Source organism: Chelativorans alearensis (assembly GCF_010993735.1).
GTDB classification, from domain to species: Bacteria; Pseudomonadota; Alphaproteobacteria; order Rhizobiales; family Rhizobiaceae; genus Chelativorans; species Chelativorans alearense.
In genome coordinates this window covers 239,738-256,000 of sequence record NZ_WQNI01000006.1, presented here as the reverse complement: position 1 = coordinate 256,000, position 16,263 = coordinate 239,738, and the positions used below count along the sequence as shown (strand labels likewise).

Below are 16,263 nucleotides of genomic sequence, written 5' to 3'. Positions count from 1 at the left end.
GCGCAACATCCCGGTCCATGGCGGCGCGGTGACGGTCCATGGCCGCCACGTGCCGCCCGGCTATGCCGTCGAGGTTTTGGGCGAGACGATCCCCGTCGATCCCGACCAGGCCTTCGTCGTGCAACGCATCCTGCCGGCGGGCGACCACCCGGTCGATGTCGCCGTCAAGGGAGCGTCGAAGACCGGCGGCCTTGCCTTTACCCGCGACATCAACATCCCCGACAACGACTGGTTCTATGTGGCGCTCGCCGACCTGACCATCGGCAAGCGCATGGGCGACGACAACATCGAGGTGGTGCGCCCGGGCGAATACGACGAGGTCTACACCAGGGGCAGGCTGGCCTTCTATCTGAAGGGCAAGATCAAGGGCAAGTATCTCCTGACGGCGGCCGCCGACACCGGCGAGGACGACCTTGAGGATCTGTGGCGCGACCTCGACAGCCAGGACCCGCGGCGCCTCCTGCGCCGGCTCGATCCGGACGACTACTATCCCGTCTATGGCGACGATTCGACCTTTGTCGAGGACGCCCCCACCAACGGCAAGTTCTACGTGCGGCTGGAGCGCGGCGACAGCCACGTCATGTGGGGCAACTACAAGACGGCGATCACCGGCACCGAGTTCCTGCGCTCCGAGCGCGCGCTCTACGGCGCCAACGCCGTCTACCGCTCCGAAGAGACGACCTCCTTCGGCGAGCGCAGGACGGAGGTTTCGGTCTATGCGGCCCAGCCCGACACCCTGCCGCAGCGCGAGGAGTTCCTGGGCACCGGCGGCTCGGCCTACTTCCTCAAGCGCCAGGACATCGTCGAGGGCTCCGAGACGGTGACGGTGGAGACTCGCGACGCGGTGACCGGCCGCATCGTCGAACGCCACACCTTGAGCTATGGCGACGACTATTCCTTCGACTACATGCAAGGGGTGATCATCCTGCGCCGGCCGCTGACCTCGATGACCGGCACCTCGGGTCCGGTGCGCGACGGGGCGCTGGGCGGCAACAAGCTCTATCTGGCCGTGCAGTACGAGTTCGAGCCGCTGGCCAGCGACGTCGACGGCTATGTCTATGGCGGCCGCGCCCAGCACTGGCTGGGCGACAAGGTGCGCGTCGGCGTCACCGGCATGGACGAAAGCACCGGCCTGGCCGACCAGAAGGCCTATGGCGCCGACATCGCTCTGCGCCATTCCGATCGCACCTACCTGTCGGCCGAGTTCGCCCGCTCCGAGGGCCCCGGCTTCAGCCTGTCGGAATCGAGCGACGGCGGGCTGACCTGGGACGGCCGCTCCATGGAGGATGCGCCCGACACCGAGGCCTCGGCCTGGCGTGTCGAGGGCCAAGTGGCGCTCGACGAGCTCGGCGCCGGCGTGAAGGGCACGGTGGGCGGCTATTACGAGAAGAAAGAGGCGGGCTTTTCCAGCCTCTTCGACCGCGCCAACGTCGACCGGCGCATCTGGGGCGCCCATGCCGATGTCGACGTCACCGAGGCCGTCGCCCTGCAGCTTGCCTATGACGACCTGAAGGACGGAGACGGCCAGGTCCGGCGCGACGGCACCGGTAGCGTCAGCTGGCAGTTCGACCAGCACTGGAAGCTGTCCTTCGGCGTCACTTACTCCGAGATCATGTCGCCGCGCGCCATTGACGCCGGCAAGTCCGGCTATGACGGCAGCCGCCTCGACGCCGGCGTGCGCGTCGATTACCGCATCGACGACAACCGGCTGGTCTACGCCTTCGCCCAAGGCACGCTTGACCGTACCGGCGACATCGACCGCAACGACCGCGGCGGCATCGGCGCCGAGTGGCGGCTCACCGACCGGGTCGGGATGACCGGCGAGGTCTCCTACGGCACCCACGGGCTGGGGGCGTTGGCCGGCCTCACCTACGACCCGACCGCCGACGAGCACTACTACATCGGCTACAAGCTCGACCCGGACCGCGCCTTCGACCTCGACAATAACCGCGATCTCTTCGGCACCGACCGCGGCGCCATCGTCATCGGCATGCGCCGGCGCATGGCGGACCTGGCGTCCGCCTATTCGGAAAGCTCCTACGACATGTACGGCAAACGCCGCTCGCTCACCCAGACCTACGGCGTCGTCTATACCCCCGACGCCCAGTGGACCGTCGATGGCGGCCTGGAGATCGGCCGCGTGCGCGACGACACGGTGGACGAGGCCGGCACCGAGCGCGAGGACTTCGACCGCTACGCCCCCTCGCTCAGCCTCGCCTACAAGGACGAGGAGCGCGGCATCAACGCGCGCCTGCGCGGCGAGGTGCGCATCGAGCGCTCCGACGAGGACACGCGCGACCAGAACACCTATCTCTTCGCCGCCGGCCTTGGCTGGAAGACCAGCCCCGACTGGCGCCTCATCGCCAACATCGACGCCGTTCTATCGGATTCAAGGTCCACGGAGACCTCCTTCGCCGACACCGACTATGTCGAGGCCTCCATCGGCTATGCCTACCGCCCGGTCGACAACGACCGCCTCAACGCGCTCTTCAAATACACCTGGCTTTACGACCTGCCGGGCAACAACCAGGTCATCTCGGGCGCCACCGGCGATACCTATGCGCCGGCCCAGCGCAGCCACATCCTCTCCGTCGACGCCGTCTACGACCTCACCCCGTGGCTGTCGCTCGGCGGCAAATACGGCTTCCGCTACGGCCAGGTGAAGTACCGCACCAGCGACGGCACCGGCGCCGCCTTCGTGGACGAATGGCAAAAGTCCTCCGCCCATCTCGGCATCCTGCGCGCCGACCTGCATCTCGTCCGGAAATGGGACCTCCTCCTCGAGGGCCGCGTCCTCCACATGCCCGAGGCCGACACTACGGACTACGGGGCCCTCGCCGCCCTCTACCGCCACGTCGGCAACAACTTCAAGGTCGGTCTCGGCTACAACTTCGGCCGCTTCTCCGACGACCTCAGAGACCTCACCCTCGATGACCAGGGCCTCTTCCTCAACGTCGTCGGCAAATTCTGACCGCAAACTCCCCCACCGCTCACAAATGAGCGGTGGGGAGCTTTTTTTTGCGGGATCACAGAATTGGGCCTGTGCCAGGGCGACCACCAGACCAATAGCTTGTGGGCTGACTTTTCCAAACGGATGGGTACCATCCGTTTGGGGCAGAGCACTAGCGCGTCTCCGCCTCGTCGAAACGCGTCCGCGCCTTGCGCGCAAGCCCTGACCAATGCCGAGATCGCGGCGCTTGCGGCAGCGGTGCCCGGCAAGCCGATCGAGGTGGTCAACCTGTCGGACGAGGCCCTTACCCAAGGCATGAAGGCCGCCAGTGTACCGGAAGCCTTCGTTCCCCTCCTCGTCTCCTTCGACGCCAACGCCCGCACCGGCGGCCTCGCCGAAGTCACGGCAGACGTCGAAAAGCTTTCCGGCCTAACGCCGCGGCCGCTGAAAAGCTTTTTCGAGGCGAACAAGGAGGCGCTTCTCGGCTAATTCTTTGGTTCGTTGGGCGGCAGGCCGCGTGCCGCCCGCGACCAGGCGCGGTGGGCGTGCCAGGGCCGCCACGGCTCTTCGATGGAGAAGAGGATATCCACCGGCGTGGCGCCTGCCCCGAAATAGACCGCGGCACTGCCCTGCCGTGCCAGTTCGCGCTTGGTGATGACCGTGACCCCGGCGCCGCAGGGATTTTCCGCAACGGCATCGTCGAGGACGAGTAGCGTGGCGGCTCCGCAGGCTGCGCCGGCGGCCGCCCCTCCAGCGGCGTGGGCGATCAAGGCGCCGCTGCCGTGCCGGGCGAGACAGAGCCCGTTGCCGCAGGAAAAGCCCGTCTCGCTTGCGCCCGGGAGACCCGGAAAACCCTCCCCGCCTCCCCTCGGCTTGACGACCGCCTCCGCCTTCAAGGCCCGCGTCCAGCCTTCCATGGTGAAGCCGTTGGGCCGGGAGCGGTTGACGGCAAGCCGCCCATCCGCCCCGCGCAGGCCGACAAGCCGCGCATCCTCCGTCACGAGCACATCGGGCAGTTGCCGCGTCGCGACGAGGCCGAGGCCGAGGACGATCAGCGGCAGTGCAAGCAACCTCAGTCGGGTGGTCGACACCACCAGAACGACGAGCGCGGATGTGAGCGTCAGAAGGGCCGACAGCGGAATAAGCCCCACCGCGTCGATGGGCGTGTGGCCGGAAAACCACTCGGCAACGGCGATCACGGCGGCGATGGCCTGCCCCATCGCTTTCAGGAATATGCCGTCGAGGCCGAAAGGCATGGCCAGCATGGCCAGCACAGCCGCCGGCATGGCCAGGATCGACACAAGGGGCATGGCGGCAAGGTTGGCCGGTAGCGCCAGCGGCGTTGCGCGCTGGAAGTGCCATATGCCGTATAGCGCGGTGGCCGTGCCGGCGATGAGGGAGGTGGCGGCAAGGCCGAATGCAAAGGCAGCACCGTATTGCGCTACGCGCGAAAGGAGCCCTCCCGGCGTTGGGCCGGCGCGCCCGCGGCGACGCTGGCGCCAATCCGTCCAGGCGGCATAACCCGCCACCAGCGCGGCCGTGGCGGCAAAAGACATCTGGAAGCTCGGGCCCACCACCTCGTGCGGCGACAGGACGAGGATGACGAGGGCCGCAATGGCGACGTTGCGCATGGTGATGGCGGCGCGGTCGAAGATGAGGGCACCCAGCATCACCGCCAGCATGATGTAGCTGCGCTGCGCGGCCACCCCCGAGCCCGAGACGAACAGATAGAGCGTGCACATGACAAGCGCCGCCGCGGCGGCATACTTCTTCACCGGCAGGCGCGAGGAGAAGCCCGGAAAGAGGGCCGTGCCGGCGCGCAGCATGAACATGATCGTGACGGCCACGAGCGCCATGTGCAGGCCGGAGATGGCAAGGATATGGGCAAGGCCGGCGCGGCGCAGCCACTCGTTTATCTCCTCCGGAATGCCGGCGCGAAAACCGGTGATCATGGCGACCGCGACCTCGCCTTCCGCGCCCCCGACCTTGGCGCGAATGCGCTCGGCTAGTGCCACGCGCATCGTCTCCAGCCAGCGTGCCGGGCGGGCGGAGACAGGCAGCGGTTCGTCGAGCTCCACGCGCTCCGGCCCGGACATGAAGAAGCCGACCGCGCCCAGACGGTTGAAATAGCTCGCGAATGAAAAATCATAGGCGCCGGGCCGCACCGGCCCCGAGGGCGACATGAGGCGCGTCAGCCCGGCGACGCCGTCGCCGGGGCGCAGGTCCGGCGGAACCGCCCGCGCCGTCAGCCTCACGCGCTTTGGTGGGTAGGAGAGCCGCGGCCGCTCTGTCGCAAGCAGATCCACCGTGAGCCTGATACGGCCGCTCGACTGGTGCTCAAGGCGCACGAGCCGCCCGGTGATGCGGGTCGTCACGTCCGAGCCAACCATCGGCGTGGCCAACCGCAAGGTCTCCAGCTTCGCCACGGCAACGCCGAGCATGAAGACCAGCAAGGCGCCGAAGATGAGCGACAGGGCGACCCTGGTGCGTGACAGCCAGATCGACATGGCCAGGAACGCCATGGGAAGCGCGAGCATCGGCCAGCCGGGCTCGCGGGAGAGCCCGAAATAAAAGGCCGCGCCTGCCGCCATCAGCACCGGCAGGCAGAGAAACGTGGCGCCCCGCGCCGCCTCGCTCGCAAGCGCATGGGAGAGGCGAACGGCGGACAATTGCCGCACCAGGACGGCCAAGGGCTTCGCGGCGACGTCCGGCGCCGAAGTGCTCCCGGCGGCAGGCAACACCGAACCCTGCGGCGCGACGGCCACCGGCAGAAACTGTGCCCGTTCGCCCTCGGCGACGGCTGCCTTTTCGCCCCCCATGCCCGTTCTTCTCCACAGGCTTGCGCCCCAACCCGCCTATGCTACATGACAGGCAGCCAATTTCCACCCGCGCGTGCCGCCGCTCGTCGAACCGCGCACCAACGCTCCCGGAAGAACAATGCCAAAACCCGTCATCACCCGCTTTGCGCCCTCGCCCACCGGCTTCCTGCATATCGGCAGCGCGCGGACAGCGCTCTTCAACTGGCTCTACGCCCGCCACACGGGCGGCAAGATGCTGTTGCGCATCGAGGACACAGACCGCCAGCGCTCCACGCCGGAGGCAACGGCGGCGATCCCCGAAGGGCTGAAGTGGCTTGGGCTGGAGTGGGACGGCGAGCCGATCTCGCAATTCGCCCGTGCCGACCGCCATCGGCAGGTGGCCGAGGAGCTCGTGGCCAAGGGCGAGGCCTATTACTGCTATGCCTCGGCGGAGGAAATCGAGGCGATGCGCGAGAAGGCGCGCGCGGAGGGTCGGCCGCCACGCTATGACGGCACCTGGCGCGACCGCGATCCCAGCGAGGCGCCTGACGGCATCAAGCCGACGATCCGCATCAAGGCGCCCGGCGCGGGCGAGACGGTCATCCACGACCGCGTGCAGGGCGAGGTGCGTTTTCCCAACAAGGACCTCGACGACTTCATCATCCTGCGCTCCGACGGCTCGCCAACCTACATGCATGCCGTGGTGGTGGACGACCACGACATGGGGGTCACCCACGTCATCCGCGGCGACGACCACCTCACCAACGCCGCCCGTCAGGCCCTGATCTACAAGGCCATGGGGTGGGAGGTGCCGGTGATGGCGCATGTGCCGCTGATCCACGGACCGGACGGCGCAAAACTTTCCAAGCGCCATGGAGCGCTGGGCGTCGAGGCCTACCGTGCCATGGGCTATCTGCCGGCGGCCCTGTGCAACTATCTCGCCCGCCTCGGCTGGAGCCATGGCGACGACGAGGTGATGTCGATCGATCAGATGGTCGAGTGGTTCGAGCTCGAAGACATCAACAAGGGGGCCGCGCGCTTCGATTTCCAGAAGCTGGAGGCGTTGAACGGCATTCATATGCGTCAGACGGACGACGATACGCTGCTCGGCATCCTCGTCTCCACCCTGCCGCATCTGGAGGGCGGGCAAGCACTGCTCGACCGCCTCGACGAAAAGCGCAAGGCGCAGCTCCGCGTCGCCCTGCCCGGCCTCAAGGACCGGGCCAAGACGCTTGTCGAGCTGATCGACAGCGCCGGTTTCCTCTTCGCCGAACGGCCGCTTGCGCCCGACGAAAAGGCGACCGCGCTGCTCGACGAGGAGGCGCGCATCATGCTGGCCGCCCTGGCCGAGGATCTTTCCGCCGTGACGGACTGGACGGCCGAGACGACGGAAGCCGTGGTGCGGGCCTTCGCGGAGGGGACCGATCGCAAGCTCGGCAAGGTGGCTCAGCCGCTGCGCGCCGCGCTTACCGGACGCACCACGTCTCCCGGCATTTTCGACGTGCTGGAAGTTCTGGGCCGCGACGAAGCACTCGCCCGCATCGGCGATCAGGCGAAGCGGACAGCGACATAACTGCTTATGTTGCAGCGCGACATTCGCCCTTGTCAAGCTTGGCACGCCGAGGCAAATGCGCTAGCTAGATGCCACCCTGGCGGCGGTTGAGCGTCATCCTTATGACGACACGACTCCTGCCCCAAGTTTCAAAAACAGAGAGGTGATTGCCATGGCCAATTCGACTGCGAAACTGGAACTTGGTGGCGAGAACCGCGAATACGAGGTCCTGGAAGGCACCGTCGGTCCCGACGTCATCAACATCGCCTCGCTCTACAGGGATACCGGGATGTTCACCTACGATCCCGGCTTTACGTCCACTGCGAGCTGTGAATCCCAGATCACCTATATCGATGGGGACGAGGGCACGCTGTTGCACCGCGGCTACCCCATCGAGCAGCTCGCCGACCACGGCGATTTCCTGGAAGTGTGCTATCTGCTGCTTTACGGCGAACTGCCCACCAAGGCGCAGAAGGAAGACTTCGACTACCGCGTGACGCGGCACACCATGCTGCACGAGCAGATGTCGCGCTTCTTCACCGGCTTCCGCCGCGACGCCCACCCGATGGCGGTCATGTGCGGCATGGTCGGGGCGCTGTCGGCGTTCTATCACGATTCCACCGACATCTCCGACCCGCACCAGCGCATGGTCGCCTCGATCCGCATGATCGCCAAGATGCCGACCATCGCGGCGATGGCCTATAAGTATCACATCGGCCAGCCCTTCATTTACCCGCGCAACGAATTGTCCTATGCAGCCAACTTCCTGCATATGTGCTTTGCGGTGCCGTGCGAGGAATACCATGTGAACCCGGTGCTGGCGCGGGCAATGGACCGTATCTTCATCCTGCATGCCGACCATGAGCAGAACGCCTCGACCTCGACGGTCCGGCTCGCCGGCTCCTCGGGCGCCAATCCCTTCGCCTGTATCGCCGCCGGTATCGCCTGCCTGTGGGGACCGGCCCATGGCGGCGCCAACGAGGCGGCGCTCAACATGCTGGCCGAGATCGGCACGGTCGACCGCATCCCCGAGTATATCGACCGGGCCAAGGACCGCGACGACCCGTTCCGCCTGATGGGCTTCGGTCACCGCGTCTACAAGAACTACGACCCGCGCGCCAAGATCATGCAGAAGACGACCCATGAGGTCCTCGGCGAGCTCGGCATCAAGGACGATCCGCAGCTGGACGTGGCGCTGGAGCTGGAGCGCATCGCTCTGACCGACGAGTATTTCATCGAAAAGAAGCTCTATCCGAACATCGACTTCTATTCCGGCATCACGCTCCGGGCGCTGGGCTTCCCGACCACCATGTTCACCGTGCTGTTCGCGCTGGCGCGCACGGTCGGCTGGATCGCCCAGTGGAAGGAGATGATCGAGGATCCGAACCAGAAGATCGGCCGTCCGCGCCAGCTCTACACCGGCGCCACGCAACGCGACTACGTGTCGATCGCCAACCGCTGAGGCAGCACGTTATAGGAAGAGAACCTCCGCTTTATGAAGAAGCGGAGGTTTTTCATTGAACTCTTTGATCTTCAAAGAGCTTCCTTCGTCTGAGCTCAATCGGAAGAGGCGGCGCGGAAATCCTCCGCAATCGCCTGCGGCACGGCGCGCTTGCGGAAGTCGCGGATGACTTCGGCCCAGGCGAAGCGGATCGAATTTTCGACGATTTCACGGTCGTAGCGCTTCAGTGTCTCGTCGATGGGGGCCCAGCGGTAGAGGGCCTTCGGGCTCTCGGAAAAGCTATCGCCACCGGCGGCGAGGTTCCCCCAATGCGCACTTGCGAGCCGCGCGGAAAAGGCGGTGCGCCACGCCGCCAGCATCGCCTCGTCCTCAAGGTCGTCGCGGTTGGCGTCCAGCCCCGCATCGTAGCAGTGAAGGGCAAGCAGGCGCCCCGCTTCCTCTTCCAATCCCCCCGACGCCACGACACGCGCCACCGAATGGACAGCGATGTCCGACAGGCAGGCAGCAAAGACATGGCGCTTGGCGAGATTGATGGATTCCACGAAGACCGCGTCCTCGAACATCGAGGGATACCGGGTGCCCATGCGCGCCTTGAGGTAGCCGTAGAGCTTCTTCTGCGCCACGAAGGCCGCCCGCGTATGGGCGAAGCGGGCCAGCGCGTCGACCGTGTCGATTGGGCCTGTCTCGCGCCGCACGCGAAAGCGCTGGGCTGCCTGACGAACAAGCGCCACCGCCCGGTGCCAGAAGGAACCGGCGGCGGCAGAAGAGGCGTTCTCACTTACGACCAATGTTGAATTCCATTTACCGGGCGGATGGCCAAGACTTAGGAGTGCCATTGTGGTTGCGATTCGCCTCGCGGGCAATGGCGTCCGGCAACGACTTTAGTCGCTGCGTTTCGCAGGGAGGAGGACACCATGTCCGCTGAAAGCACAGATGTGCGAGACCGCTACTGGCAGAAAACCAGGAACTTGACGATCCTGATCTTGGCCCTGTGGGCTTTCTTCGCACTGATTATCCCGACGCTGGTCGGAACGCTCAATGACATGACGTTCCTCGGCTTCCCGCTCGGGTTTTACATGATCGCGCAGGGCTCGCTTATCGCATTCGTCGTTCTGATCTGGTTCCAGAACTGGCGGCAGGACGCGATCGACGACGAGTTCGGCTTTGGCGAGGAAGAGTAAGGGGGGACCGACATGGCTCTTATCCAAGGACGATTCCTAGACAATATCGGCCGCGTCTACGGAATCTACACGGGCGGCTTCATCGCCTTCATCATTCTCATGGCGATCTTGGAACAACTGGGCGTCGGCGCCGATACGATCGGCATCCTGTTCGTCGCCTTCACCATCGCCATCTATGCGCTGATCGGCTGGCTATCGCGGACCATGGAGGTGGATGCCTACTACGTGGCCGGACGCCAGGTCCCGGCCGTCTATAACGGCATGGCGACAGCCGCCGACTGGATGTCGGGCGCCTCGTTCGTGGCTCTTGCCGGCGGCATCTATTTCGGCGGTTACGGCTATATGGCCTTCATCGTCGGTTGGACCGGCGGCTACGTGCTCGTCAACTCGCTGATGGCACCCTATCTGCGCAAGTTCGGCTGCTATACGGTGCCCGATTACATCGGCACCCGCTACGGCGGCAACCTGGCGCGCTTCTGTGCCGTCGTCGTGCTGGTGGTCGCTTCCTTCACCTATGTGACCGCCCAGATCAACGCCACCGGGACGATTGCCGCGCGTGCGCTGCATATTCCCTTCTCCGTCGGTGTCTGGTTCGGTCTTCTCGGCATTCTGCTCTGCTCTATGCTGGGTGGCATGCGGGCCGTCACCTGGACGCAGGTTGCGCAGTATATTGTGCTGATCATCGCCTATCTGGTGCCGGTTATCTGGATGTCCAACGTGCAGGGCTTTGGCATCATCCCTCACTTCACCTACGGCGAGGCGGCTTCCACGCTATCGCAATTCGAGGCGCAGTACGGGCTCAATCCGCCGGCCGAGGCCATCGCCGGCCTGTCGGTGCTGACGACGCCGCATACCGGGCCCGTGGGCGAATACGCGGAATGGAAGTTCGTGACGCTGGCGCTGTCGATGATGGCGGGAACGGCATCGCTGCCGCATATCCTGATGCGCTACTTCACAACGCCCTCGGTGCGTTCGGCGCGGCGGTCGGTGGCCTGGTCGCTCCTGTTCATCTTCCTTTTGTACTTCACGGCACCGGCACTTGCCACGCTGACCAAGCTGCAGCTTCTCGACCCGAGCCTGCCGACGGCAATCATCGGCAAGCCCTTCGAGGAGGTGGCATCGCTGGCCTGGATACAGAACTGGTCTAGTGTCGGCTTCCTTGCCATCGCCGACCAGAACGCAGACGGTATCCTGCAGCTCAACGAGTTCTTCATGCGGCCGGATATCGTCGTCCTGGCCACACCTGAGATCGCCGGTCTTCCCTACGTGATTTCCGGTCTCGTTGCCGCCGGCGGCATGGCGGCCGCCATGTCGACGGCCGATGGCCTGCTGCTGGCGATTGCCAATGCGCTCAGCCACGATCTCTACTATAAGATGATCGACCCGAAGGCAGACACCTCGGTCCGGCTGATCGTTGCACGCATCCTGCTCATCTGCATCGGTGCGCTGGGTGCCCTGATCGCTTCGCTGCAGCTCACCGGCATTCTGGGCGCGGTGGCCTGGGCCTTCTGCTTCGCCTGCTCCGGTTTGTTCTTCCCGCTCACGCTTGGCGTGTGGTGGAAGCGGGCCAACAGGCAAGGAGCTATCGCCGGCATGATCATCGGCTTCCTCGCCGGTTCGCTCTATCTCTATCTCGTGAACGACTGGGATGGGGCAGGTGCTGCGTACCCGATCATGTCCCCGTGGATCGGCCTGGACAATCTGCGCTTCGGCATCGTCGGCATGGCTGCGAGCCTGGTTTCCATGGTCGTCGTCACGCTCATGACGCCGGCTCCCGACGAGGAGATCCAGCGGATGGTCGAAGACACGCGCGTTCCCGTCGGACCGCCAATCCTGGCGGCCAAGCACTAGTGGTGCGATCCTGGCAGATGGTACCCATCTGTCGGGAATCGCCCGCTAGGCGGCTTGCCAAAATCATCAGGGGCGGGACATTCTCCCGCCCCTGAACTTGCGCCGAGGGAAATCAATATATGCAGCAGACGCTGACCGCCTTCCCCATTTGGGTGATCGTCATCGACTATGTATTGGGCGTCGTCATGTGGACGCTGATCGGGCGGGCGGCGATGAACATCTTCCTTCCGGAAGATTCCAGCTTCTTTTTCATGCGCTTCTTCGTGCGCGCGACCGATCCACTCCTCAGCCTTTTCGCGCCGGTCACACCGAGCTTCCTGGTCCGCTTCCTGGTGCCGGTCTATGTGGCGTGGTTCTTCTTCATGGTCCGCTTTTACCTGATGCCCTGGCTGCTCGGCTACTCGGTGATGGGCATGCTGTCCTTCCCGCTGGAAAGCGAGATAGCCGCCATGCTCTATCAGACGTTCGGGCGGTAGCCGCCTGGACGATCAGGTAGCGTCGAGCGCTTCGATAAGGGCCGCCGCACCCATCATATCGCGCTTGCGTGCCGCGCGCCTCGCGGCGGCCTCGGCATCCTCGCCCCATTGCGAGATGTTCCAGTCCTCGTCGACGTGGGCCGCCTGCCAGGCGGTTTCGGCGTCGACGGCACCGGCCTCGACCGCCAGCGCCAGAAGCGCTGAGCCGCTCAACGAGGTCATCACATGAAGGGCTGCAAGCCTGAGCGGCTCGCGGCGCGGACGCAGGTGGGCACCGACGGCGGCGATCGTCTGGCGCGGCTGTTCGACATGCATCACCCCCTCTGCCAGCACGAAGCGCACGCCAAGCTCCGCCTCCGCCCAGTCGAGCACCGGATCCCAGGCCTCCGCCTGCAGCGCCACCAGGCGATCGGGGGTGTCGGCGCGGTAGCACAGGAGGTCGCTTGAGGCGAACCGCAGTATATCCTCGGCGACCGCCTGCGTATCGCTTGCCACGCCGTCGATCGCCGTGTTGACGAGCCGCGTGACGGGCATCGTCATAGGGTCGATCTCTTCGCCTTGCGCCTCGTACTCCTGGGCGATCAGATGCGCGGCCTGCTGGCTGGGCAGCACCACATGCGCGCCAGCCGGTGTGCGCACCGCCCGCTCGTCCAGCAGGACCTTGTACGCCTCGCCCTCCTCGGCCACCGTCGCCTTGGCATAGAATCGCTTCGGCAGCGGTGCGCGCATCTGCTTCTGCGCGCGGCGCACCGGGTCAGGGTCGGAAAGATACGGGTCGTTGTCGAGATCGTTCAGAATATCGCGCATGGCACTCATATAGGCGGTGGGCGGCGGGCCGTCACCTCAAGAGAACAAAACCCTCTTCACTCGGTGTCTTCGTCCGCCGCCTGATCGAAGCCGAGCAGGTTCCAGCTCTGCTGCATGTGGGGCGGAAGCTCGGCCGTGACATCGACCGTGCCGCCATCCGGGTGCGGGATGACGATGCGGCGGGCGTGCAGGTGCAGGCGGTTCTGGATGCCGCCTGGCAGCTCCCAGTTCTGCTCCGCCTCGAAATATTTCGGGTCGCCGATGATCGGGCAACCAATGAATGCCGCATGAACGCGTAGCTGGTGCGTACGGCCGGTGAAAGGCTCCATATGCAGCCAGGAAAGCGCCGTACCGGCCTTTTCGACCACCCGGTAGCTCGAGACCGCATGGTCGGCATCCGGCTCACCATGGCGCGCCACGCGCACCCGGTCGCCGTCAGGCGTCGCCTCTTTCACGAGCCAGGTCGAGATGCGATCCTGCGCCTTCTTTGGCACACCCTTCACCAGCGCCCAATAGATCTTCTTCGTCTCCCGCCCGCGAAAAGCCTCGCCGAGCCTTACGGCGGCAAGGCGCGTACGCGCCACGACGAGCACACCGGACGTGTCGCGGTCGAGCCGATGCACCAGTCGCGGCTTCTCTCCCTTCTTGCTGCGCCAAGCCTCCAGCATGCCATCGACGTGGCGGCTGACGCCGGAGCCGCCCTGCACGGCCAGTCCTGGCGGCTTGTTGAACACAAAGACCTTCTCGTCCTCGTGAAGCAGCATCTGCTGGAGCACTTCGCCGTCGCCGCGGTCGCGGATAGTGCGCATGGTCGCCGGCGCACCCTTGCGGTCGATGCCCAGCGGCGGCACGCGGATCGTCTGGCCCGGCTGCACTCTCGTGTCCGCCTTGGCCCGCCCGCCATCGACACGCACCTGACCGGTACGCAGGAGCTTCTGCAACTGCACGAAGCCGAGGCCCGGGTAATGGACCTTGAACCAGCGATCGAGCCGCATACCGGCCTCGCCGCCTTCTACCGAAATCTGCTCTACGCCTGTCATAAATCCAATCGTCGCCACGTCCACGGAGCCACGCCCGTGTTCAGATTATTCGCCGTTCGTTCCATATTGCAGGACCTGAACTTTCTCCAGCGTAATCAGGCCGCTCGTCATGATCGTTTCCAGCACGGGCAGGAAAGCCTCGATCTTCTCCTCGCTGTCGACGATCTCGATCACCAGCGGCAGATCCTCCGAAAGACGAAGAATCTTTGCGGTGTGGAGGCGGCTGGAATGGCCGTACCCCATGGCACCACGCAGGACGGTGGCCCCGGCGATCTCCATTTCGCGGGCCCTGAGCACGATCACCTCGTAGAGGGGACGGCCGTCCGCCCTGTCGTCCTCACCGATGAAGATGCGCAGCAATTGCGCCTGCTTGGGTATTTTCATCGCTCAGATCCTCTCAACCGGTTGAGGCGCATTGCAAGTATGTGGCCGAGCCAGGCGGCGGCAAGCCATGAGGGGAGGGAAATCCCGACATTGAGTCCCGCCGCAAGCAGTTCCCCACCACGCGCCAGCATGAGGGTTTCCAGATTGAACATGGAGAAAGTCGTCAGTCCTCCGCAAAAACCAGCCATGAAGAACTGACGCTGGCGCGCGCCGGCAAAAACACGGCCGTCGGGGCCGGTCAACGTCGCGTAGAAACCTATGAGGAAGGAACCCGCCACATTCACAAGCAGCGTGCCGAGGGGAAAGCCGTCTCCCCATAGAGCCGTGCTGCCAAGCGAAGCAAGCGCCCGCAGAGCGGCGCCGATCATGCTGCCGGCCGCCACCGCAGCGTAGAGCTGTAAGGTATCGGCCATTTTCTGCCGGCGTAGGCGGTGCTCGGCAGACCGACCAAGCAGAACGGTCTCGCCGGGCCGGGGCTCCGTCCGCCTCTTCATGGCCTTTCGCCGATCCAAAGACCGGCTAAAGCCAGACCGAGGGCAGCAGCGGCGAACGTGAGCCCGACCGAAAGGAGCACATTGCCGCCGGCGCGCAGCCAGTCCCCTTCCCTTGCCAGCGCCAGCGTCTGCAAGCTTAAAGAGGAAACGGTCGTGTAGCTACCGAGGCCGCCGGTGATCACGAAAGCCCAGACGACCGGCATGTCGTAGCGCATCACCGCGTCAGCGACGACACCGATGGCAAAAGCCCCCGTTACGTTGACCACCATCGTGCCCCAGGGAAAGGTTTCGCCGAAACGGCGCCCGATGAAGCCCGACAAATGAAAACGGGCCATACCGCCGAGGGCCGCGCCGACGCAGACGAGAAACAGATGGTACATGCTTCTCCCCTCGCCTCGCCAGCCTATTCCGCCAGCGCGCCGCTCTGCGGCTTCGCACCGATCATGATCCAGTTCTTGTAGAACACCCTCTTCACCCCATCCACCAGCAGCGAAACGAGCCGCAGCAGGCCGGAAAGCAGGCGCGGCACCGGAGAGGGGCGGATGATGTCCATGAAGACGCAGTAGCGCCGCCCGTCATACTCGTTCACCGAGCGGTGCAGAAGCGTATCATCGAAGATGAAGAGCGGGTTTTCGTGCCAATAGTGCTTGACGTTGCCGCATTCGATGAAAACCTGGTCCGTCTTTACCGGCACCAGATTGTAGAGTACGCGCAGTGTGAGCCTCAGCGGACCGAAATGGAGCGACGTCGATTCCCGGCCGCTGAAGACGGAAACCGCGATCGTGCGGATATATTTATAGCGGTGCGTGAACGCCGGCACGTTGTCGATGTGCTGCTTGCCGTACCACTGGTAGACATACATGCCGCGCCGGCCACTTTCGAATTTGGCGTCGATGTCGGCGATGATCTCGTCTCTGCGCTCCTGGAAGACCGCCAGAACCTCCTCCACCTCGCGCCGGTAAGCCTCAGGGAACTGTTCGAGCTGCCACACGCCGCGATTTCGATAGGATATCAAGTCGATAAAAAGGTTGAATGGTGAAAGAAGCCAGGTGAACAGGCCGTTGCCAAGAAAATAGCGGTTGAAGAGAGCGGCATTCCTTTGGTCGTTGCGCAGCACGTCGACGATGCCGCACAGGAGATAAAGGAGGGTGATGATCGGGATGAAATAAAGCCCAACCGCCAGCACCGCCGCAGCGATGACTGCCTTGCGCAATATCTTGATGGATTTCTTATTCATGGTTTCGCTCAAAATTGATTAGGAAAGAACG

General features: G+C 64.7%; 15 protein-coding genes. 7 read left to right on the top strand and 8 right to left on the bottom strand.

What is annotated here, in order from left to right; translation table 11 throughout:
* The coding region (locus GPJ75_RS11735) for a TonB-dependent receptor (RefSeq protein WP_163268260.1) at positions 1-2,971 on the top strand (2,971 nt) is incomplete at its 5' end.
* 237 nt (positions 2,972-3,208) lie between these two features.
* Positions 3,209-3,439 carry a Rossmann-fold NAD(P)-binding domain-containing protein gene (locus GPJ75_RS11730; protein WP_163268258.1) on the top strand — a complete coding sequence of 77 codons (231 nt, stop codon included), beginning with the start codon at positions 3,209-3,211 and terminating at the stop codon, positions 3,437-3,439.
* Here the strand turns inward: GPJ75_RS11730 and GPJ75_RS11725 are convergent.
* Complete coding sequence (locus GPJ75_RS11725) at positions 3,436-5,769, bottom strand: ComEC/Rec2 family competence protein (RefSeq protein ID WP_163268256.1); 2,334 nt, start codon at positions 5,767-5,769, stop codon at positions 3,436-3,438. The two genes, GPJ75_RS11730 and GPJ75_RS11725, sit on opposite strands and share 4 nt — an antisense overlap.
* 118 nt (positions 5,770-5,887) lie before the next feature.
* Here GPJ75_RS11725 and gltX point away from each other — a divergent pair, with 118 nt between their 5' ends.
* Positions 5,888-7,321, top strand: coding sequence for a glutamate--tRNA ligase (gltX, locus tag GPJ75_RS11720; protein WP_163268254.1), 1,434 nt, complete (start codon positions 5,888-5,890; stop codon positions 7,319-7,321).
* Positions 7,322-7,472: 151 nt separating this feature from the next.
* The gene (gene gltA / locus GPJ75_RS11715; protein ID WP_163268252.1) at positions 7,473-8,762 is read left to right on the top strand and encodes a citrate synthase; all 1,290 of its coding nucleotides are present in this window, start codon (positions 7,473-7,475) and stop codon (positions 8,760-8,762) included.
* 95 nt (positions 8,763-8,857) lie between these two features.
* Here gltA and GPJ75_RS11710 read toward each other — a convergent pair whose 3' ends face one another.
* Entirely contained in the window at positions 8,858-9,550 is a 693-nt protein-coding gene (locus GPJ75_RS11710; RefSeq protein ID WP_163268250.1) for a hypothetical protein, read from the bottom strand.
* Between the two features lie 126 nt (positions 9,551-9,676).
* On the opposite strand from GPJ75_RS11710, the gene GPJ75_RS11705 reads away from it, so the two are divergent.
* The 3 genes from GPJ75_RS11705 (at position 9,677) to GPJ75_RS11695 (ending at position 12,270) form a co-directional block, all read left to right on the top strand.
* Positions 9,677-9,943 (top strand): DUF4212 domain-containing protein, encoded by a 267-nt coding sequence (locus tag GPJ75_RS11705; protein WP_163268248.1) that lies wholly within the window; start codon positions 9,677-9,679, stop codon positions 9,941-9,943.
* A gap of 12 nt (positions 9,944-9,955) precedes the next feature.
* Positions 9,956-11,794 (top strand): sodium:solute symporter family protein, encoded by a 1,839-nt coding sequence (locus tag GPJ75_RS11700; protein ID WP_163268247.1) that lies wholly within the window; start codon positions 9,956-9,958, stop codon positions 11,792-11,794.
* A gap of 119 nt (positions 11,795-11,913) precedes the next feature.
* Positions 11,914-12,270 carry a hypothetical protein gene (locus tag GPJ75_RS11695; protein ID WP_163268245.1) on the top strand — a complete coding sequence of 119 codons (357 nt, stop codon included), beginning with the start codon at positions 11,914-11,916 and terminating at the stop codon, positions 12,268-12,270.
* A 12-nt stretch (positions 12,271-12,282) separates the two neighbouring features.
* Here GPJ75_RS11695 and GPJ75_RS11690 read toward each other — a convergent pair whose 3' ends face one another.
* From GPJ75_RS11690 to GPJ75_RS11665, 6 genes are read right to left on the bottom strand one after another with little or no spacing between them, the layout of a single operon-like run.
* Positions 12,283-13,077, bottom strand: a complete 795-nt coding sequence (locus GPJ75_RS11690) for an ATP12 family chaperone protein (RefSeq protein WP_163268243.1) — start codon at positions 13,075-13,077, stop codon at positions 12,283-12,285.
* 56 nt (positions 13,078-13,133) lie between these two features.
* Positions 13,134-14,117: an RluA family pseudouridine synthase gene (locus GPJ75_RS11685; RefSeq protein WP_163268241.1), complete on the bottom strand. Its 984-nt coding sequence runs from the start codon at positions 14,115-14,117 to the stop codon at positions 13,134-13,136.
* 45 nt (positions 14,118-14,162) lie between these two features.
* Entirely contained in the window at positions 14,163-14,501 is a 339-nt protein-coding gene (locus GPJ75_RS11680; protein WP_163268239.1) for a DUF190 domain-containing protein, read from the bottom strand.
* On the bottom strand, positions 14,498-14,995 hold the full coding sequence (locus GPJ75_RS11675) for a CrcB family protein (RefSeq protein ID WP_343036185.1): 498 nt from the start codon (positions 14,993-14,995) through the stop codon (positions 14,498-14,500). The genes GPJ75_RS11680 and GPJ75_RS11675 overlap by 4 nt, the downstream gene beginning before the upstream one ends.
* Positions 14,992-15,375, bottom strand: a complete 384-nt coding sequence (gene crcB, locus GPJ75_RS11670; protein ID WP_163268237.1) for a fluoride efflux transporter CrcB — start codon at positions 15,373-15,375, stop codon at positions 14,992-14,994. The genes GPJ75_RS11675 and crcB overlap by 4 nt, the downstream gene beginning before the upstream one ends.
* Positions 15,376-15,398: 23 nt before the next feature.
* Entirely contained in the window at positions 15,399-16,232 is an 834-nt protein-coding gene (locus tag GPJ75_RS11665) for an aspartyl/asparaginyl beta-hydroxylase domain-containing protein (RefSeq protein ID WP_163268235.1), read from the bottom strand.
* Positions 16,233-16,263 lie beyond the last annotated feature (31 nt).